The sequence below is a fragment of the Serratia sp. CY47280 genome (genome assembly GCF_052168655.1).
GTDB classification, from domain to species: Bacteria; Pseudomonadota; Gammaproteobacteria; order Enterobacterales; family Enterobacteriaceae; genus Serratia; species Serratia bockelmannii.
The window spans coordinates 87,657-105,744 of sequence record NZ_JBJNMG010000003.1 but is presented as its reverse complement, the minus strand read 5'-3'; the positions used below and the strand labels follow the sequence as shown (position 1 = coordinate 105,744).

19 protein-coding genes are annotated in these 18,088 nt (G+C 62.0%); 7 read left to right on the top strand and 12 right to left on the bottom strand.

Annotated features, from left to right (window positions below):
* The first annotated feature begins 40 nt into the window (after positions 1 to 40).
* On the top strand, positions 41 to 2,749 hold the full coding sequence (gene secA, locus ACJ8J4_RS14835; RefSeq protein WP_025301576.1) for a preprotein translocase subunit SecA: 2,709 nt from the start codon (positions 41 to 43) through the stop codon (positions 2,747 to 2,749).
* Positions 2,750 to 2,829: 80 nt separating this feature from the next.
* Entirely contained in the window at positions 2,830 to 3,234 is a 405-nt protein-coding gene (gene mutT / locus ACJ8J4_RS14830; RefSeq protein ID WP_264383796.1) for an 8-oxo-dGTP diphosphatase MutT, read from the top strand.
* Between the two features lie 39 nt (positions 3,235 to 3,273).
* Here mutT and yacG read toward each other — a convergent pair whose 3' ends face one another.
* The 3 genes from yacG to coaE are packed head-to-tail and all read right to left on the bottom strand — an operon-like array spanning position 3,274 to position 4,889.
* Positions 3,274 to 3,465, bottom strand: coding sequence for a DNA gyrase inhibitor YacG (yacG, locus tag ACJ8J4_RS14825; RefSeq protein WP_025301578.1), 192 nt, complete (start codon positions 3,463 to 3,465; stop codon positions 3,274 to 3,276).
* Positions 3,466 to 3,516: 51 nt separating this feature from the next.
* A complete protein-coding gene (zapD, locus tag ACJ8J4_RS14820; protein WP_025301579.1) occupies positions 3,517 to 4,269 on the bottom strand; it encodes a cell division protein ZapD in 753 nt (250 codons plus the stop codon).
* Between the two features lie 5 nt (positions 4,270 to 4,274).
* A complete protein-coding gene (gene coaE, locus ACJ8J4_RS14815) occupies positions 4,275 to 4,889 on the bottom strand; it encodes a dephospho-CoA kinase (RefSeq protein ID WP_043135914.1) in 615 nt (204 codons plus the stop codon).
* Positions 4,890 to 5,251: 362 nt separating this feature from the next.
* On the opposite strand from coaE, the gene ACJ8J4_RS14810 reads away from it, so the two are divergent.
* Positions 5,252 to 6,295, top strand: a complete 1,044-nt coding sequence (locus tag ACJ8J4_RS14810) for a GMP reductase (protein ID WP_015376656.1) — start codon at positions 5,252 to 5,254, stop codon at positions 6,293 to 6,295.
* A gap of 54 nt (positions 6,296 to 6,349) precedes the next feature.
* Here the strand turns inward: ACJ8J4_RS14810 and hofC are convergent, their stop codons facing one another.
* The 4 genes from hofC to nadC all read right to left on the bottom strand — a co-directional run bounded on the left by hofC (position 6,350) and on the right by nadC (position 10,511).
* Positions 6,350 to 7,549 (bottom strand): protein transport protein HofC, encoded by a 1,200-nt coding sequence (gene hofC, locus ACJ8J4_RS14805; protein ID WP_197836216.1) that lies wholly within the window; start codon positions 7,547 to 7,549, stop codon positions 6,350 to 6,352.
* Positions 7,546 to 8,988, bottom strand: a complete 1,443-nt coding sequence (gspE, locus tag ACJ8J4_RS14800) for a type II secretion system protein GspE (RefSeq protein WP_197836214.1) — start codon at positions 8,986 to 8,988, stop codon at positions 7,546 to 7,548. The genes hofC and gspE overlap by 4 nt, the downstream gene beginning before the upstream one ends.
* A 5-nt stretch (positions 8,989 to 8,993) precedes the next feature.
* Positions 8,994 to 9,431: a prepilin peptidase-dependent pilin gene (gene ppdD, locus ACJ8J4_RS14795; protein ID WP_047025208.1), complete on the bottom strand. Its 438-nt coding sequence runs from the start codon at positions 9,429 to 9,431 to the stop codon at positions 8,994 to 8,996.
* A 189-nt stretch (positions 9,432 to 9,620) separates the two neighbouring features.
* Positions 9,621 to 10,511 (bottom strand): carboxylating nicotinate-nucleotide diphosphorylase, encoded by an 891-nt coding sequence (nadC, locus tag ACJ8J4_RS14790; protein WP_025301584.1) that lies wholly within the window; start codon positions 10,509 to 10,511, stop codon positions 9,621 to 9,623.
* Positions 10,512 to 10,595: 84 nt separating this feature from the next.
* Between nadC and ampD the strand changes: the two genes are divergently transcribed.
* On the top strand, positions 10,596 to 11,192 hold the full coding sequence (gene ampD / locus ACJ8J4_RS14785; protein WP_025301585.1) for a 1,6-anhydro-N-acetylmuramyl-L-alanine amidase AmpD: 597 nt from the start codon (positions 10,596 to 10,598) through the stop codon (positions 11,190 to 11,192).
* Positions 11,192 to 12,046, top strand: a complete 855-nt coding sequence (ampE, locus tag ACJ8J4_RS14780) for a beta-lactamase regulator AmpE (RefSeq protein ID WP_025301586.1) — start codon at positions 11,192 to 11,194, stop codon at positions 12,044 to 12,046. The genes ampD and ampE overlap by 1 nt, the downstream gene beginning before the upstream one ends.
* 60 nt (positions 12,047 to 12,106) lie before the next feature.
* Here ampE and hemL read toward each other — a convergent pair whose 3' ends face one another.
* A complete protein-coding gene (gene hemL / locus ACJ8J4_RS14775; protein ID WP_025301587.1) occupies positions 12,107 to 13,396 on the bottom strand; it encodes a glutamate-1-semialdehyde 2,1-aminomutase in 1,290 nt (429 codons plus the stop codon).
* Positions 13,397 to 13,570: 174 nt separating this feature from the next.
* Here hemL and clcA point away from each other — a divergent pair, with 174 nt between their 5' ends.
* Both clcA and erpA read left to right on the top strand, forming a co-directional pair.
* Positions 13,571 to 15,010, top strand: coding sequence for a H(+)/Cl(-) exchange transporter ClcA (clcA, locus tag ACJ8J4_RS14770; protein WP_169541261.1), 1,440 nt, complete (start codon positions 13,571 to 13,573; stop codon positions 15,008 to 15,010).
* Positions 15,011 to 15,099: 89 nt separating this feature from the next.
* Positions 15,100 to 15,444 (top strand): iron-sulfur cluster insertion protein ErpA, encoded by a 345-nt coding sequence (gene erpA / locus ACJ8J4_RS14765; protein WP_004932708.1) that lies wholly within the window; start codon positions 15,100 to 15,102, stop codon positions 15,442 to 15,444.
* 56 nt (positions 15,445 to 15,500) lie between these two features.
* On the opposite strand, the gene ACJ8J4_RS14760 is transcribed toward erpA, so the two are convergent.
* The 4 genes from ACJ8J4_RS14760 to mtnN all read right to left on the bottom strand — a co-directional run bounded on the left by ACJ8J4_RS14760 (position 15,501) and on the right by mtnN (position 18,073).
* Positions 15,501 to 15,749 (bottom strand): hypothetical protein, encoded by a 249-nt coding sequence (locus tag ACJ8J4_RS14760; RefSeq protein ID WP_197836212.1) that lies wholly within the window; start codon positions 15,747 to 15,749, stop codon positions 15,501 to 15,503.
* Between the two features lie 200 nt (positions 15,750 to 15,949).
* Positions 15,950 to 16,564: a TRIC cation channel family protein gene (locus tag ACJ8J4_RS14755; RefSeq protein WP_025301590.1), complete on the bottom strand. Its 615-nt coding sequence runs from the start codon at positions 16,562 to 16,564 to the stop codon at positions 15,950 to 15,952.
* Positions 16,564 to 17,349 (bottom strand): vitamin B12 ABC transporter substrate-binding protein BtuF, encoded by a 786-nt coding sequence (gene btuF, locus ACJ8J4_RS14750; RefSeq protein ID WP_197836268.1) that lies wholly within the window; start codon positions 17,347 to 17,349, stop codon positions 16,564 to 16,566. The genes ACJ8J4_RS14755 and btuF overlap by 1 nt, the downstream gene beginning before the upstream one ends.
* A gap of 22 nt (positions 17,350 to 17,371) precedes the next feature.
* A complete protein-coding gene (gene mtnN, locus ACJ8J4_RS14745; RefSeq protein ID WP_197836210.1) occupies positions 17,372 to 18,073 on the bottom strand; it encodes a 5'-methylthioadenosine/S-adenosylhomocysteine nucleosidase in 702 nt (233 codons plus the stop codon).
* Positions 18,074 to 18,088: the final 15 nt, after the last annotated feature.

The window sequence follows — 18,088 nt, the reverse complement described above, 5'->3', positions numbered from 1 at the left end:
ACTGCCGTGCTCGGCCGTCATGACAGAGATATCAAACATCATGTTAGTGAAATTATTAACCAAAGTTTTTGGCAGCCGTAACGATCGTACCCTGCGCCGCATGCGCAAAGTGGTTGAGCAGATCAACCGCATGGAACCGGACATGGAAAAACTGTCCGATGACGAGCTGAAAGCGAAAACCAACGAGTTCCGCGCGCGCCTGGAGAAAGGCGAGTCGTTGGACAGCCTGATCCCGGAAGCCTTCGCCGTGGTGCGTGAGGCGAGCAAGCGCGTGTTCGGCATGCGTCACTTCGACGTGCAGCTGCTGGGCGGCATGGTGCTGAACGATCGCTGCATCGCCGAGATGCGCACCGGTGAAGGTAAAACCCTGACCGCGACGCTGCCGGCTTATCTGAACGCCCTGAGCGGCCGCGGCGTGCACGTCGTGACCGTCAACGACTATCTGGCGCAGCGTGACGCCGAAAACAACCGTCCGTTGTTCGAGTTCCTCGGCCTGAGCATCGGTATCAACCTGCCGGGCATGCCGGCGCCGGCCAAGCGTGAAGCTTACGCCGCCGACATCACCTACGGCACCAACAACGAATACGGCTTCGACTACCTGCGCGACAACATGGCGTTCAGCCCGGAAGAGCGCGTGCAGCGCAAACTGCACTATGCGCTGGTGGATGAGGTGGACTCCATCCTGATCGATGAAGCGCGTACGCCGCTGATCATCTCCGGCCCGGCAGAAGACAGCTCCGAGATGTACATCAAGGTCAACAAGCTGATCCCTAAACTGATCCGCCAGGAAAAAGAAGACTCCGACACCTTCAAGGGTGAAGGGCACTTCTCGGTGGATGAGAAGGCGCGTCAGGTCCACCTGACCGAACGCGGTCTGATCCTGATCGAAGAGATGCTGGTGGAAGCTGGCATCATGGATGAAGGCGAATCGCTGTACTCGCCGACCAACATCATGCTGATGCACCACGTTACCGCCGCGCTGCGTGCCCACGTGCTGTTTACCCGCGACGTGGACTACATCGTGAAAGACGGCGAAGTGATCATCGTCGATGAGCACACCGGCCGTACCATGCAGGGCCGCCGCTGGTCCGACGGTCTGCACCAGGCGGTGGAAGCCAAAGAAGGCGTGGAGATCCAGAACGAGAACCAGACGCTGGCTTCGATCACCTTCCAGAACTACTTCCGTCTGTACGAGAAGCTGGCCGGGATGACCGGTACCGCCGATACCGAAGCCTTCGAATTCAGCTCGATCTACAAGCTGGACACCATCGTGGTGCCAACCAACCGTCCGATGATCCGTAAGGATATGCCGGATCTGGTGTACATGACCGAGAAAGAGAAGATCGGTGCCATCATCGAAGACATCCGCGAGCGTACCGCCAAAGGCCAGCCGGTGCTGGTGGGTACCATCTCAATCGAGAAATCCGAAGTGGTTTCCCATGAGCTGACCAAAGCGGGTATCGAGCACAAGGTGCTGAACGCCAAATTCCACGCCATGGAGGCGGACATCGTCGCCCAGGCGGGTCAGAGCGGTGCGGTGACCATCGCCACCAACATGGCGGGCCGTGGTACCGATATCGTGCTGGGCGGCAGCTGGCAGGCCGAAGTGGCGCTGCTGGAAGAACCGACAGAAGAGCAAATTGAAGCCATCAAAGCCGCCTGGAAAGTGCGCCACGACGCGGTACTGGCGGCGGGCGGTCTGCATATTATCGGCACCGAGCGCCATGAATCGCGCCGTATCGATAACCAGCTGCGCGGCCGTTCCGGTCGTCAGGGCGACGCCGGTTCATCTCGCTTCTACCTGTCGATGGAAGATGCCCTGATGCGTATCTTCGCCTCGGATCGCGTGTCTGGCATGATGCGTAAACTGGGCATGAAAGAAGGCGAAGCGATTGAGCACCCGTGGGTGACCAAGGCGATCGCCAACGCCCAGCGCAAGGTGGAGAGCCGCAACTTCGATATCCGTAAGCAGCTGCTGGAATACGACGATGTCGCCAACGATCAGCGCCGCGCTATCTACAGCCAGCGTAACGAATTGCTGGACGTGTCCGACGTGAGCGAAACCATCGCCAGCATCCGCGAGGACGTGTTCAAGAGCACCATCGACAACTACATCACGCCGCAGTCGCTGGAAGAAGAGTGGGACATTCAGGGGCTGGAAGAGCGCCTGAAGAACGACTTCGATCTGGAGATGCCAATTGCCCAGTGGCTGGACAAAGAGCCGGAGCTGCACGAAGAGACGCTGCGCGAACGTATTCTGGAGAACGCCAAAGAGCAGTACCTGCGTAAGGAAGACGTGGTCGGCAGCGAAATGATGCGCAACTTCGAGAAGGGCGTGATGCTGCAGACGCTGGATTCCCTGTGGAAAGAGCACCTGGCGGCGATGGACTACCTGCGTCAGGGCATCCACCTGCGCGGCTATGCGCAGAAGGATCCGAAGCAGGAGTACAAGCGCGAATCCTTCAACATGTTCGCCACCATGCTGGAATCGCTGAAATATGAAGTGATCAGCGTGCTGAGCAAGGTACAGGTGCGGATGCCGGAAGAAGTGGAAGCGCTGGAACAGCAGCGTCGTGAAGAGGCTGAGCGCCTGGCGCAGCAGCAACAGCTGAGCCACCACGACGAGAACGCGCTGGTGACCGAAGATCCGAACGCGCCGGCCACCGCCGAGCGTAAAGTGGGCCGCAACGATCCTTGCCCATGCGGCTCCGGCAAGAAATACAAGCAGTGTCACGGCCGCCTGCAGTAATGCCGGCCGCGGTTAACCGATAACACCCAGGGGTTCAGCTTGCTGAGCCCCTGTTTTTTGGCACCCATCAGGAGGGTGAGATGAAACATCTGAATATCGCCGTGGGCATCATCCGCAATGCTCAACGGGAGATCTTTATTACCCGCCGCGCCGCTGACACGCACATGGCCGGATTTTGGGAGTTTCCCGGCGGCAAGATCGAACCGGGTGAGACGCCGGAACAGGCCCTGAGCCGCGAGTTGCGTGAAGAGACCGGTATCGAAGCCGAACGTGCCGAACTGTTGGAGGTGGTGGAGCATCGTTTCAGCGATCGCATCGTGACACTGAATTTTTATCTGGTGGAGCGTTGGGCGGGCGAGCCGTTTGGCCGTGAAGGGCAGCCGATGCGCTGGGTAAAACAGGCCGATCTGCGTGAAGACGACTTCCCGGAAGCCAACGTCGGCATTATTCAACTGCTGGTGGCGCAGGCTAACGCCGCGCAATAACAAGATTGGCCTGGCGTCCGCCAGGCCTTCAACCGGCGGCTAGCGGTCGTCGAGTTCGCTCCAGTCTTCGCTTTCCGACAGATCGCTGTTGCTCGGAATGCGCTTCTCTTCATCGGCCCACTCGCCAAGATCAATCAGCTGGCAGCGCTTGCTGCAAAACGGCCGGAACGGGCTGACTTCACCCCAAACCACGCCGGTGCCACAGGTTGGGCATTTCACTACGGTCGTCATAACGGTTCCTTACGCCTTCTGTCAGTGCTGAGAAGGCTTGCTTTCATGAGTTCAACAACAGGCCAATTCGAACGTCAGGCGTTCAGGCACCACGCCATTTTCGCTGTCCAGCGGCAGGAAACGAATGGCATAACGCGTCTTGTGGCCAGAAATCTGCGGATAAAGCTGCGGCGCCAGATGGAGGCGCAGGCGTAGCAGATCCGCCCCTTCGGCGTTGTCCTGGAAAAAGCCGTTCAGGCTGATTTGATTGCGGAACGGCCCCGACTGACGGATCAGATCCAGCACCATGATCAGCGCCTGGTTCAGCGGATCCAACGATTGCAGCCAGGCGGCGACGTCGGCGTCGCGATCCTGCTGCGGCGCGTGCATCCACATGTGCAGGGTTGGCAGATCGAAGCTGCAGCAGCCGCCGGGAATGTTCAGCCGCTGGCGCACCAGGCCGATCAGCCGGTCTTCACGCAGCGCCTGACCGAGGCGCGGCGCCGCCATCAGCGCCGATGAGCGCGACTTCAACTGGCCGCGCAGCTGATCGATCAGCGCCATATCCACGCCCGGCACATCGGCCCAGGCCAACAGTTTTTGCTGCTGGCGCTCCAGCTCTTTGAGCAGTTCGGTGCGCACTTCGCCGCGCTCCAGCACGTCCAGCAGGTCGGAGACGGTGCGAAAGAAGGTAAGGGCGATGGCGGTTTCGCTCAGGGCGCGCTGGCCGTGTAGCTGTTGCAGCAGAAATTCGATGCGCAGCCAGGTGCGCATTTTTTCGTTAAGCGGGTGTTCAAAGAGAACGGTTGGGGAAACATCACTCATGCAGTTTAATCCTGTTGGGGCGCTGTTGCCGCCAGTTCAAGGTAGCGACGATGCAGTGCGGCGACCTGTGGCTCTATCCCCTGAGCGGCGCCGCTGTTGTCAATAATGTCATCCGCCACGGCGAGGCGCTGCTGGCGCGTGGCCTGGGCGGCGAGAATGCTCTGCGCTTGCTCGCGGCTGACGCCGTCGCGCGCGATGGTGCGAGCCAACTGGGTCTCAGCGTCGACATCGATCACGAGCACCCGATCGGCGCGATCCTGCAGGCGGTTTTCCACCAGCAGCGGCACCACCCACAGTGCGTACGGGCTGGCAGCCTGCGCCAGTTGGCGTTGGGTCTCGCGGTGTATCAGCGGATGCAGTAGTTGGTTCAGCCAGGTTTTATCATCGGGGTGGCTGAAGATGCGCTGACGCAGAGCAGCGCGGTTGAGCGCGCCGTCCGGCAGCAACATTTCATTACCAAATCGCTCGGCGATCGCGGCCAGAGCAGGGGTGCCCGGCTCGACGACCTGACGGGCGATCACGTCGGCATCGACAATGGCTGCGCCGTGGCGCGCAAAGGCGTTCGCAACGGTCGTTTTGCCGCTGCCTATGCCCCCGGTCAACGCAACAATGTAGGCCATGGTGTTAGGTGCATCCGATGTTCATAAAAAAATAATAGACGAATCATAAAGCGATCGCGCAGAAGTGCAAGTCGGCAGGCGGCGCTTGCGCGTCGGCCCCGTTCGGGCGGCGAGAAAAAGCGCAGCGGCACGGCAAAAATGAGCGGGCAATCACACTGCGATTATGCAGGTAAATTTGTCGGATTGTAGCGTAAATAAAGGCGAATTCGCAGTCTTGTTCGGCGATTATTAGCGCGTATTATAACGTCACTGGAACTGGCATTAATCTCGCCGCCGTCTTTTTGCGCCACTGGAAAGCCGTCGGGCAGAGGTTCGAACATCCTCCTTGCGATCCGTCGCCATTAACCAGGAAATCATAAGTCATGCGTATTGAAGAAGATTTGAAGTTGGGTTTTAAAGACGTGTTGATCCGCCCTAAGCGCTCCACGCTGAAAAGCCGTTCCGAGGTTGAACTGGAACGTCAGTTTACCTTCAAGCATTCAGGTTGCAGCTGGTCCGGCGTGCCGATTATCGCCGCCAACATGGACACGGTGGGCACCTTCCGCATGGCCGAGGCCCTGGCTTCTTTCGACGTTCTCACCGCCGTACACAAACATTACAGCGTCGAGCAATGGGCTGACTTCGTGCAGCGCATGCCGGAATCGGTGCTGCGCCACGTGATGGTGTCCACCGGCACCTCCGAAGCCGACTTCGCCAAAATGCAGCAGATCCTGGCCCTGTCTCCGGCGCTGAAATTCATCTGTATCGACGTGGCCAACGGCTACTCTGAACACTTCGTCGCCTTCCTGCAGAAAGCGCGCGAAGCCTGCCCGAATCACGTGATCTGCGCCGGCAACGTAGTGACCGGCGAGATGGTGGAAGAGTTGATCCTCTCCGGCGCCGACATCGTTAAAGTCGGCATTGGCCCGGGGTCGGTATGCACCACCCGCGTGAAAACCGGCGTGGGCTATCCGCAGCTGTCGGCGGTGATCGAATGCGCCGATGCGGCCCATGGGCTGGGCGGCCAAATTGTCAGCGACGGCGGCTGCTCGGTGCCGGGCGATGTCGCCAAAGCCTTCGGTGGCGGCGCGGACTTCGTGATGCTGGGTGGCATGCTGGCCGGCCACGACGAGTGCGAAGGCACCGTGGTGGAAGAGAACGGCGAGAAGTTCATGCTGTTCTACGGCATGAGCTCCGAGTCAGCGATGAAGCGCCATGTCGGCGGCGTAGCGGAGTATCGCGCGGCCGAAGGGAAAACCGTCAAGCTGCCGCTGAGGGGCGAGGTGGAGTTTACCGTGCGCGATATCCTCGGCGGCCTGCGTTCCGCCTGCACCTACGTCGGCGCCGAGCGTTTGAAAGAGCTGACCAAGCGCACCACCTTTATCCGCGTGGCAGAGCAGGAAAACCGCGTCTTCGGCAGCAAATAAGCCGCACCTTGCATTCGGGCGCAGCACACCGCGGCGCCCGCTATCCTCTTCCCTTTATCCCAACACGCTGCCCAGTTGAAAGATAGGCAGGTACATGGCGATCACCAAAGCGCCGACAATCCCGCCCACCACCAGCATCAGCAGCGGCTCCAGCGTTTGCGCCAGCGTATCGGCCAGCTCGTGCGTCTGCCGTTCATACCACTGCGCCAATTTATCCAGCAAGGCGTCCAGCGAACCGGACTCTTCGCCCACCCGCACCAACTGCCGGCACAGCGGCGGAAACAGCGGTTGCAGGCCCATGGCATGATGAAAGGCTTCTCCTTCGGCGATCTGCCGTCGCACCTGCTCCAGCGCCTGTCGGTACAGCAGATGGTCAGCCGCCAGCGCCGCCGCGCTCAAGCCTTCCACCAGCGTCAGCCCGGCGCGTTGGGTCATGGTCAGGATGCGAAATGTTTGGCTCAGCGCGCCGCCGCTCACCAGCCGGGCGATCAGCGGCAGGCGAAGCAAGAGTGCCTGTTCACGTCTGCGCCACGGCGGGCGCGGATGCAGCCAGCGGCAGTAGCCGAACAGCGATGCGCCGAGCAGCAGCGCCAAATAGGGGCCAACGGCGATCAGCAGCGCGGACAACTTCAATAGCCCTTGGGTAAACCAGGGCAGTGGCGCATCGAACGATTGATAAACCTTGGCGAATTCTGGCAGCACCATCACCAGCATCAGCACGCTGACCAGCAGCGCCACCGCACAGATGAAGAGGGGATACCGCAGCGCCTTGGTCACCTTGCGGCGCAGCAGCAGCTGGGCTTCTTGCTGTTGTGCCAGCTGCAGGCAGCAGCGATCGAGGTTACCGGTCAGTTCGCCGATGGCGATCAGCTGGCGGTAGATCAGGGGAAAAATCCCCGGTTGTTCGGCGAGGGTTTCGGAAAGCGGTTGCCCTTCGCGCACCTGGTCGGCCAGCTGGCGCAGCAGGCAGCGCCAGGCTGCCGAAGGATGCTCTGCTGCCAGCAACTGCAGCGCATTGACCAGCGGCAACCCCGCCTGCAGCAGAGTGGCGAGCTGGCGGGCGAAATGGATTAACGGTTCTCCACGCCATTGGTCGGGCGTAACGCGTTTGCCGTGCCCGATTCGGTACGGTTGCAGGCCTTGTTCGATCAGCAACCGGCTCACCTGCCGTTTTTCTTCGCTCATCAGTTCGCCGCGGCGTAAGGCGCCCTGTGCGTCGAAAGCCTGCCAAAGAAACAGCCGGCGCGCTTTCATGGCGCGGCTATGCCAGGCTGGACGACGTCGATCACGCGGTACAGTTCTTCCAGCGAGGTCGTGCCTTCGGCGGCCAGCGCCAGGCCCGCCTGCAGCAGCGAAAGCTGCCCCTGTTCGCGAGCGATATCCGCCAGCAGACTGGGAGTGGCGTTCGCCAGCAATGCCGCCTGTATTTCCGGCGTAATGGCTAACAGTTCATACACGCCGATGCGCCCATAGTAACCGCCGAAGCAATGCTCGCAGCCATCGGCGCGCCAGACGGTTAGCGGTTCCGGCCAGATCGCGCTGGGAAAATGCGTCGGCTGGCTTTGCGGATAGCGGCAGTGGCGGCACAGCCTGCGCACCAACCGCTGCGCGACGACCAGCTTCAGGCAGCCGGCGAGCAGGTAGCCGGGGATCCCCATGTGCATCAGCCGCGTCAGGGTTTCGCCGGTGGAGTTGGTATGCAGCGTCGACAGCACCAGGTGGCCGGTTTGCGCGGCCTTGACCGCGATCTCGGCGGTTTCCGCATCGCGGATCTCGCCGACCATGATGACGTCCGGATCCTGGCGCAGCAGGGCGCGCAGCACCCGGGCGAAGCTCAGCTCGGTTTTGGCGTTGATCTGGGTCTGATTAACGCCGAACAGCGGGATCTCGACCGGATCCTCGACGCTGCATAGGTTGCTCTGCGCATCGTTCAACTGGCGCAGACCGCTGTACAGCGTCACCGTTTTGCCGCTGCCGGTCGGGCCGGTCACCAGGATTAACCCTTGCGGGCAGGCCAGCGCCGTCGCGTAGCGCGCCAGATCCGCCCGGCTCATGCCCAACTGATCCAGCGGCAGTTCTTGTTGCTCGCCCTGCTGAACGCGTAGCACCACCTTTTCGCCGTGCAGCGTCGGCAGAGTGGCGATACGCATGGCATAGCGCGCGCTGTCCAGCGTCAGGCTGAGCTGCCCATCCTGAGGCTGACGGCGCTCGGCGATATCCAACTGGCCGAGGATCTTCAGCCGGGCGATGAGGCGCGCGGTCAGCTGCGGCGGCGGTGAGGCGAGGGTTTGCAGTACGCCGTCGATGCGCAGACGAATGCGAAAATGCTGTCGAAAGGGCTCGAAGTGGATGTCCGAGGCGCGGCGCTGGATGGCCAGGCGCAGCGTCTGGTTGATGAATTGCACCACCGGCGCATCGCCGTCGTCGGGGTAGGCGATGTCGGTTGTGTCCTCTTCGGCCGCCAGCGGCGCCGAGAGCGGTTCGTGGCGCTGGTTAAGCGCCAGCTCCAACCTGGCCGCCGGCCATTGTTCCAGATGGATGCGTTTACCGGTGGCGAAACGCAGCGCCGCCAGCAGCCCCTGCGGCGCTTCTTCGCTGAGCGCGACCGTCAGTGTGGTCGGGTCTTCGCTCAGCGCCAGCGCCTGATAGCGCCGACACAGGGTGTGAACCTCTTCGCTGATTTGCGCGTTCATCGCCGTTACTCCGCCGCGTCGTCGAAGCGGAAGACTTCCCGGCATACCTCAACCAGCGTCGCGTTTTCACTGCTGCACAGCCGGGTCCAGCGGGTCAGCCCATCGGCGTTCGACTTGGGGGTTAACGCCACTGCCAGCCCCTGCAGCGTTTGGGCGCCGGTCAGCGTGATGACGCCTTTAACGACTTTCACCCCGCTGACGTAACGCGACGCGCCGCCGGTGGGAATGCCTTTGCTGCCGGCTTCACAGCCGGCGGGCGCGCCTTCATCCAGTACGCACAACTCGACCGCCAGCTTATACGGCGCCATGGTTTGCAGCATGTCGGTCATCGCCGCTTTCTGGATGTAGCGCTGGTAGGCGGGAATGCCGATGGCGCTGAGGATGGCGATGATGGCGATCACCACCATCAGTTCGATCAGGCTAAAGCCGCGTTGCGTTTCCATGCGTTGTTTCCTCCATAAGGGTGTGGAAAACAACGGTAGCGGTTTGCGCGGGGGAACGGCGAGCGGGTTTTACGCGTTTCTCGGCGTACTTCCATCAGTATTGATGTCGTTTGCAGCGGAGGGAAAAACGGTGCGAGGGGCTTCGCAAATCTGCGGTAACGCCCCCGGCGGCGGCCGGGGGCGAGGGGATCATTTGAAGCGCATCGACAGATCGAGCGCGGTCACATGTTTGGTCAGCGCGCCGACCGAAATGTAATCCACGCCGGTCTCGGCGAAGGTGCGCAGCGTCTCGCTGGTGACGTTGCCGGATACCTCCAACTGGGCGCGGCCCTGGGTTTGGGCGACCGCCTGACGCATCATCTCGACGCTGAAGTTGTCCAGCATGATGATGTCGGCGCCGGCGTCCAGCGCCTGCTGCAGTTCATCAAGCGATTCGACTTCCACTTCCACCGGCACGTCGGCGTGCAGCCAGAAGGCTTTTTCCACCGCGTTTTTGATCGAGCCGGAGGCGATGATGTGGTTTTCCTTGATCAGGAAGGCATCGGACAGCCCCAGCCGGTGGTTGCTGCCGCCCCCGCACAGTACGGCATATTTCAACGCGGTGCGCAGGCCGGGCAAGGTCTTGCGGGTATCGAGCAGGCGAGTCTGGGTGCCTTCCAGCAGAGCCACATAGCGGCTGACCTCGGTCGCCACGCCGGAGAGCATCTGCACGAAGTTCAGCGCGGTGCGCTCGCCGGTCAACAGCACCCGTGCAGGGCCGCGCAGCCGGCAAAGCGGTTGGTTCGGTATCAGACGGTCGCCGTCTGCCACCAGCCACTCCACCTGCACCTGGTTGCCCAACTGAATAAAGACTTCGTTCAGCCAGCGGCGGCCACAGAACACGCCGGCTTCGCGGGTAATGACGGTGGCTTCGGCCTGCTTGTCCGCCGGTAACAATTGCGCGGTAATATCGCGCCCGGCGTCAACTTCACCTCCCAGGTCTTCGCGCAGCGCCTGGGCGACGGAATAGGGAATATCACTTTCAATACGTTCAAGAAGCTCGGTACGGCGACGGTCGGCACTGTAGCGGCGTGTCGGCATGGAAAACTCCGAAATGGACGGTTAGATCGTAGGGGAACATGCTACTCTGTTGCAGGAATAAGTACCACCGCAGAGAGGTGTCTGATGCAGTTGGAAAATGGCTGGATTGTCGGGGTGACGCGAGTGGTTTCGCCGCACTGCGATCGTCGCCCGGATGACGAGCCGCCCTCGCTGCTGGTCATCCATAACATCAGCCTGCCGCCCGGCGAATTCGGTGGCCCCTATATCGACCAGCTGTTCACCGGCACGCTCGATCCCGCGCAGCACCCTTATTTCGCCGAGATCCATCAGCTGCGAGTGTCTGCGCACTGCCTGATCCGCCGCGATGGGGAGATCGTGCAGTATGTGCCCTTCGACCAGCGCGCGTGGCACGCGGGCGTTTCTCTGTATCAGGGGCGCGAACGGTGCAACGATTTCTCCATCGGCATCGAGCTGGAAGGCACCGACCAGTTAGCCTACACCGAGGCGCAATATCGCACGCTGCAGGCGGTCACCGCGCTGCTGGCCGAACATTATCCGCCGTTGGCGGCGCATATCGCCGGGCATTGCGATATCGCCCCCGGCCGCAAAACCGATCCCGGGCCGGCGTTCGATTGGGATCGCTATCTGGCATCTCTGGAACAACGCGGCGCGCCTGCCGACGCTATGCTTGAGACAAGAAAAAGGGAGAGGAATCGCTAATGACGCTGTTTACGCTGTTGCTGGTTTTGGCCTGGGAGCGCCTGTTCAAGCTGGGGGAACACTGGCAGCTGGATCATCGCCTCGAAGTGGTATTTCAGCGGCTGCATCGGGTTTCGCTGGCGCAGACGCTGGCGATGACCGCCGCCTGGATGGTTGTCGTCTGGGGCGTTCTGTGGTTGTCGCACGGGTTATTCTTTGGCGTGGTGACGCTGCTGCTGTGGATCGTCATCGATCTGCTGTGCGTCGGCGCCGGCATCAAGCGCAAACACTACCGCGCCTACCTGAAAGCGGCGCGGCAGGGGGATACCCATGCCAGCGATCAGATGGCGGAAGAGCTGGCGTTGATCCACGGTTTGCCGGTGGACTGCAGTGAAGAGCTGCGTCTGCGCGAGCTGCAAAACGCGCTGCTGTGGATCAACTTCCGCTATTACCTGGCGCCGCTGTTCTGGTTCGTGGTCTTTGGGCCGTACGGGCCGATCGCGCTGGCGGGATATGCCTTCCTGCGCGCCTATCAAACCTGGCTGGCGCGCCACAATACGCCGCTGGAGCGTTCGCAGTCGGGCATCGATCACCTGCTGAACTGGCTGGACTGGATCCCGGTGCGTTTGGCCGGGGTGGCCTATGCGCTATTTGGCCACGGCGAGCGGGCGCTGCCGGCCTGGTTCGCCTCGCTGGGGGATCGGCATTCGTCGTCGTATCAGGTGTTGACGCGGCTGGCGCAGTTCTCGCTGGCGCGCGATCCGCATATGGATCCGGTGCAAACGCCGCGCGCGGCGGTGACGCTGGCGCGCAAGGTGACGATGATCATCGTGGTGGTGGTGGCGCTGTTGACCATTTACGGCACGCTGCTGTAAACCGCAGCGAAAAACAAAACGGGCGCCGAGGCGCCCATTTTTTTGGCCATCCGGCCGGGATTACAGCTTGGCGAAGCAGCGACGCGCGGCGTCGATGGTGCGCTGGATGTCTTCTTTGCTGTGCGCCACGGACATGAAGCCCGCTTCGAAGGCGGACGGTGCCAGATACACCCCTTCTTCCAACATCAGGTGGAAGAAGCGCTTGAAGCGTTCCACGTCGCACTGCATCACGTCCTGGTAGCAGGTGACCGCCGGCGCGTCGGTGAAGAACAGGCCGAACATGCCGCCGACGTTGTTGACCACCAACGGGATATTCTCTTCCTGCGCCGCATGCAGCAGGCCTGCGGCCAGCATCTCGGTCAGTTCGGTCAGCGTCTGGTGCACGCCAACCTGCGACACTTCGGTCAGGCAAGCGTAGCCCGCCGCCATGGCGATCGGGTTGCCGGACAGGGTGCCCGCCTGGTAGACCGGACCGGTCGGCGCCAGCGCCTCCATCACATCGCGACGGCCGCCGAAGGCGCCCACCGGCATACCCCCGCCGATGATTTTGCCGAGGCAGGTCAGATCCGGCTCAACGCCGTAATAGGACTGCGCGCCGGCCAGCGCCACGCGGAAGCCGGTCATCACTTCGTCGATGATCAAGAGCGCGCCGTACTTGTCGCACAGGGCGCGCAGGCCCGGCAGGAATTCCGGCAGCGGCGGCACGCAGTTCATGTTGCCGGCGACCGGCTCGACGATGATACAGGCGATCTCTGACGGGTACTGTTCGAAGGCGGCGCGCACCGAATCCAGATCGTTATAGGTGCAGGTCAGAGTGTGTTTGGCGAAGTCGGCTGGCACGCCCGGTGAGTTCGGCTGGCCGAGGGTCAGCGCGCCGGAGCCGGCTTTCACCAGCAGGCAGTCGGCGTGGCCGTGGTAGCAGCCTTCGAACTTGATGATTTTATCGCGGTTGGTGTAGCCGCGCGCCAGGCGGATGGCGCTCATGGTGGCTTCGGTGCCCGAGTTCACCATGCGCACCATATCCATCGTCGGCACCAGCTCGGTGACCAGCTGCGCCATTTTGACTTCCATCTCGGTCGGCGCGCCGAAGCTCAGGCCGCGCTGCGCCGCTTCGATCACCGCGTCGCGGATCGCCGGGTGGTTATGCCCCAGCACCATCGGCCCCCAGGAACCGACATAGTCGATATAGGCCTTGCCGTCGGCATCGAACAGGTAAGCCCCGTCTGCGCGCTCGATAAACAGCGGCACACCGCCTACGCCGGTGAATGCACGCACCGGAGAGTTTACCCCGCCGGGGATCAACTGTTGCGCCTGGGCGTACAGACTTTCGGACTTGCTGTGTAGGCTCATAAATCGGCTCCTGGATTCTCTTTTGAATGATTTGACCGCGCTATTCTAGAGGAGAGCGCCGCGTTATGAAACGATCACAGTCAGATACCATTAACGGCAGCGCCCGCCGCCGGGTTGGGGTAGAATTATCGCCCTGCCTATTTGTATTACAAATTACCTGACGAATTATTCGCGATGACAGAATCACACTCACAGCCCGTCGGGACGTTGAGCCCGCGCCTTAGCCGCAGCGATGCGGTGCGCCAGTTTATCCGCCGCGATAAAACGCCGGTGGCGATCTTGTTGATGGCCGCGCTGGTGGGGACGCTGGCTGGTTTGCTTGGCGTGGCCTTCGATAAAGCGGTGGAGTGGGTGCAGCAGCAGCGGCTGGCTTCGCTGGCGCAGGTCGCCGACTCCTGGATCCTGGTGTGGCCGCTGGCGTTTATCCTGTCCGCCGCGCTGGCGGCGCTGGGCTATTACCTGGTGCGGCGCTTTGCGCCTGAGGCGGGCGGCTCGGGCATTCCGGAGATCGAAGGCGCGCTGGAGGAGCTGCGGCCGGTGCGCTGGTGGCGCGTGATACCGGTGAAATTCATCGGCGGCATGGGCACGCTGGGGGCGGGCATGGTGCTGGGGCGCGAAGGGCCCACGGTGCAAATGGGCGGCAACGTCGGGCGCATGGTATTGGACGTGCTGCGCATTCGCGGCGCCGAGGCGCGTCATTCGCTGCTGGCGACCGGGGCCGCCGCCGGGCTGTCCGCCGCGTTCAACGCGCCGCTGGCCGGCATTCTGTTTATCATCGAAGAGATGCGGCCGCAGTTTCGCTACAACCTGATCTCGATTAAAGCGGTGTTTATCGGCGTTATCATGTCGAGCGTGGTGTACCAGCTGTTTAACGGCCAGGGCTCGGTGATCGCGGTCGACAAACTTTCTTCGGCGCCCATCAACACCCTGTGGCTCTATCTGGTGCTGGGGGCGATATTCGGCGCGGTGGGCGTGGGGTTCAACGCGCTGATCTTCCGCACCCAAGACATGTTCGCGCGCCTGCACGGCGGCAGAATGCGCAATATCTTGTTGATGGGTGGGTTGCTCGGCGGCGTGTGTGGCATTCTGGGGTTGATTCAGCCAGAGGCGGCGGGCGGCGGCTTTGGGCTGATCCCGATCGCCGCGGCGGGCAATTACAGCGTCGGCATGTTGATGTTTATCTTCATTACCCGCATCTTCACCACGCTGCTGTGCTTCGGTTCCGGCGCGCCGGGTGGCATCTTTGCGCCGATGCTGGCGCTGGGCACGCTGTTCGGCACCGCCTTCGGGCTGGCGGGGGCGCATCTGTTCCCGCAATACGGCATCGAAGCGGGCACCTTCGCCATCGCCGGTATGGGGGCGCTGTTCGCCGCCACGGTGCGGGCCCCGTTGACCGGCATCGTGCTGGTGCTGGAAATGACCGACAACTATCAGCTGATTTTACCGATGATCATCACCTGCCTCGGCGCCACGGTGGTGGCGCAGCTGCTCGGCGGCAAGCCGCTGTATTCGTCGATCTTGGCTCGCACCCTGCAAAGGCAGGAGGTGCAGCTGGCACGGGAAGCGGCGGAGAAAACAGGTAAGGAAAATACAACAAATGCGGTGAATACTTGAACGCAACACTCAGGTATCGGATAATCGTTAATATTAATCAGGCAGCCATAGTCGCGATCTGATGCTGAACAATGTTGGGAGTAAAGAGTATGAGTGATCAAACGGCACTGCCCCTGCAATTTACCGAGGCAGCAGCAAACAAGGTTAAGTTCCTGATTGCTGACGAAGAAAACCCGAACCTGAAGTTGCGGGTTTACATTACCGGCGGCGGCTGCAGCGGATTCCAGTACGGCTTCACTTTTGACGACAAGGTCAACGATGGCGACATGACCATCGAGAAGCAGGGCGTGGCGCTGGTGGTCGATCCGATGAGCCTGCAGTATCTGGTCGGCGGTTCGGTGGATTACACCGAAGGGCTGGAAGGGTCGCGCTTCGTGGTGACCAACCCGAATGCCAAAACCACCTGCGGTTGCGGTTCGTCGTTCAGCATCTGAGTTTGCCTGTCAGAACATCAACCCGCTCGCCTTACGGCCGGCGGGTTTTTTTATGTCTACCATTCCACGAGGATCACTTCCGCATTGCTTTCCTGCGCCGGTGGGGTGCGGATGATCTTCGGCTGCGCCGTCGCGTGGCTGCATTGGGCCTGGGGGACGGCGGCTTCGAGGCGCACGGCGCATTGCGGTTCAATGGTCAGGGTAACGCCGATCTGGCCGCTGACGGCATCGGCATACGCGGCGCCACTCAGCAGGGCGCCACAGCAGGCAAGCAGAATTTTTTTCATCATTGCGGGAATAGTCATCCGTAAGCCATCTTGTGATGACTTATCGGCAAAAAGTTAAAAAGTTTTAACAGCGTGGGGAAGGGATTAACCTGCGGGTAACAGAATTTCACATCGATACTACGCTATTTTTTGGACGAAAATAATACCACTAGACCCATTTTTAGTCTAATAAATCACCCGGTGCGGCGTTGCCACGCGTCGCCCCGCAGGGCGACGGCTCAGCGTTCGAGAATAAAGGCGGGCAGCTTGAGGTGCCAGCGGATGGCCGCCAGCCGAATGGCCAGCGTGATGACCATGCCCAGCATCATGGCCTGTTGCAGCGGCATGTGGAAGGTGTAAAACGCCGTAGCGTGCACGATGCCGCCGATGATGCAGGCGGTGGCGTAAATTTCGGTGCGCAGGATCATCGGGATCTCGCGCGCCAGCACGTCGCGGATAATGCCGCCGCCGACGCCGGTGATCACTCCCATGCAGATCGCCACCAGCGGGCCGGTGCCGGCCGCGAAAGCCTTGTTGACGCCGATGCCGACGAACACCGCCAGCCCGACGGCGTCGAGCACCGGCAGCACCCATTTCGGCAGGCGGCGCGGCTGGCGCACCAGCAGCAGCGTCAAGACGCAGGTGATCATCGCCACCACCAGATCGGTGGGATCCTTGACCCAGAACACCGGGCCGTTGGCCAGCGCCATATCGCGGATGGTGCCGCCGCCGACCGCGGTGACCACGCCCAATACCAGTACGCCGAACGGATCCATGCGCAGCTTGCCGGCTAACAGTACGCCGGAGACGGCGAACACCGCCGTGCCGAGAATATCCAACCAGAACACCAGCATTAGCGGATCTCCGCCAGCTGGCGGCACAGCTGCTGCGCCGCCAACAGCAGGCGCGGCCCGCCGCGATTGAACCAGTCTTCGTTCAGCGCGATCACCGGCACCTGCAGCTGCGGCGCCCAGAAGGCTTTCACATTGGCGGCCTCTTTCGCGCCGCCGGTGATGACGATGGCCTGGGGTTGACGCGCCAGCACCTGCTCGCGGCTGATCTGCGGCCAAGGGGTGCGGCTATCGGCGAAGACGTTCTGCCCGCCGCACAGCGCCAGCACCTGGCTTTGCAATGTGGCGCCGGAGCTGGTGAACAGCGGCTGGGTGCCGAACTGCAGCAGCACGCGCCGTGGTGAGTTAGCGGCGTATTGTTGCTTGAGAGCGGCGAACTGTCGGCGAAGGTCGTCTGCCGCCTGATGCGCCTGATCCGGGTGCGGGCTGTATTGCGCCAGCTTATCCAGCAAGCCGGCGATCCCCCCGAGGTTGTCGGCGTCCGCATAGAAGATCGGGATGCCGAACGCGGCGAGCTGATCCAGCACGCGCTGCGGATTGCCGCCGCGCCAGGCGAGGATCAGGTCCGGCTTGAGCGCCAGCACCCGCTCCAGGTTGATGCCCTGCCAGGAGGCCACCTGCTCCAGCTTGGCGGCCTGCGGCGGGTAATCGGAATAGGCGCTCGCCGCCACCAGCACCTCGCCCATGCCGGCGGCATAGGCGAGCTCGGTGGCGCTGGGCGCCAGGCTAATCACCCGCTGGGCGGCGCCGACCGGCAGGGCCAGCCAGAGCGCCAACAGACAGAGCATCGAGGTGAAGCGCAGCCTCACATCAACCGCGCTTGGCCAGGGTTTGCAGCATGGCATTGACCATCAGCGTAGACTGCTTGGCCGCTACCACCAGGAACTCTTCAAAGCTCATGTGCGACTCGCTGTCGGCGACGTCGGAAATGGCGCGCACCACCACGAACGGCGTGCCGAACAGATGGCAGACGTGGGCGATCGCCGCGGCTTCCATTTCCACGGCGGCGACGCGCGGGAAAGTGGCGCGGATGCGCGCCAGCGGCTCGGCGCCGTTGATGAAGGCGTCACCGCTGCAGATCAGGCCGCGCACCGCGTGCAGATCCAGCTGTTTGATGCAGCTTTCCGCCAGCGCGATCAGCGCGTCGTCGGCGACGAACGCCGCCGGGCAGCCGGCCATCTGGCCCGGCTCGTAGCCGAAGGCGGTGACGTCGGCGTCGTGGTAGCGCACTTCTTCCGACACCACGATATCGCCCACGCGCAGGGTGCTGGCCAGGCCGCCGGCGGAACCGGTGTTGATCACCAGATCCGGGCTGCAGTGTTCCAGTAGCAGGGTGGTGCCCATGGCCGCAGAGACTTTGCCGATGCCGGATTTCAGCAAGGCCACGTCAACGCCGCCGATCTGGCCGGTGTAGATTTCGCAGCCCGCGCGCTGGATGGTTTGACGGTTTTCGATTTGATCGCGCAGCAGGGTGACTTCCTGCTCCATTGCGCCGATGATGCCTACTTTCATAAATAACACTCGCTG

Excerpts from the sequence above, each read along its gene's own strand:
- secA (WP_025301576.1), top strand. The coding sequence starts at position 41 with ATGTTAGTGAAATTATTAACCAAAGTTTTTGGCAGCCGTAACGATCGT.
- mutT (WP_264383796.1), top strand. The coding sequence starts at position 2,830 with ATGAAACATCTGAATATCGCCGTGGGCATCATCCGCAATGCTCAACGG.
- yacG (WP_025301578.1), bottom strand. The coding sequence starts at position 3,465 with ATGACGACCGTAGTGAAATGCCCAACCTGTGGCACCGGCGTGGTTTGG.
- zapD (WP_025301579.1), bottom strand. The coding sequence starts at position 4,269 with ATGAGTGATGTTTCCCCAACCGTTCTCTTTGAACACCCGCTTAACGAA.
- coaE (WP_043135914.1), bottom strand. The coding sequence starts at position 4,889 with ATGGCCTACATTGTTGCGTTGACCGGGGGCATAGGCAGCGGCAAAACG.
- ACJ8J4_RS14810 (WP_015376656.1), top strand. The coding sequence starts at position 5,252 with ATGCGTATTGAAGAAGATTTGAAGTTGGGTTTTAAAGACGTGTTGATC.
- hofC (WP_197836216.1), bottom strand. The coding sequence starts at position 7,549 with ATGAAAGCGCGCCGGCTGTTTCTTTGGCAGGCTTTCGACGCACAGGGC.
- gspE (WP_197836214.1), bottom strand. The coding sequence starts at position 8,988 with ATGAACGCGCAAATCAGCGAAGAGGTTCACACCCTGTGTCGGCGCTAT.
- ppdD (WP_047025208.1), bottom strand. The coding sequence starts at position 9,431 with ATGGAAACGCAACGCGGCTTTAGCCTGATCGAACTGATGGTGGTGATC.
- nadC (WP_025301584.1), bottom strand. The coding sequence starts at position 10,511 with ATGCCGACACGCCGCTACAGTGCCGACCGTCGCCGTACCGAGCTTCTT.
- ampD (WP_025301585.1), top strand. The coding sequence starts at position 10,596 with ATGCAGTTGGAAAATGGCTGGATTGTCGGGGTGACGCGAGTGGTTTCG.
- ampE (WP_025301586.1), top strand. The coding sequence starts at position 11,192 with ATGACGCTGTTTACGCTGTTGCTGGTTTTGGCCTGGGAGCGCCTGTTC.
- hemL (WP_025301587.1), bottom strand. The coding sequence starts at position 13,396 with ATGAGCCTACACAGCAAGTCCGAAAGTCTGTACGCCCAGGCGCAACAG.
- clcA (WP_169541261.1), top strand. The coding sequence starts at position 13,571 with ATGACAGAATCACACTCACAGCCCGTCGGGACGTTGAGCCCGCGCCTT.
- erpA (WP_004932708.1), top strand. The coding sequence starts at position 15,100 with ATGAGTGATCAAACGGCACTGCCCCTGCAATTTACCGAGGCAGCAGCA.
- ACJ8J4_RS14760 (WP_197836212.1), bottom strand. The coding sequence starts at position 15,749 with ATGACTATTCCCGCAATGATGAAAAAAATTCTGCTTGCCTGCTGTGGC.
- ACJ8J4_RS14755 (WP_025301590.1), bottom strand. The coding sequence starts at position 16,564 with ATGCTGGTGTTCTGGTTGGATATTCTCGGCACGGCGGTGTTCGCCGTC.
- btuF (WP_197836268.1), bottom strand. The coding sequence starts at position 17,349 with ATGCTCTGTCTGTTGGCGCTCTGGCTGGCCCTGCCGGTCGGCGCCGCC.
- mtnN (WP_197836210.1), bottom strand. The coding sequence starts at position 18,073 with ATGAAAGTAGGCATCATCGGCGCAATGGAGCAGGAAGTCACCCTGCTG.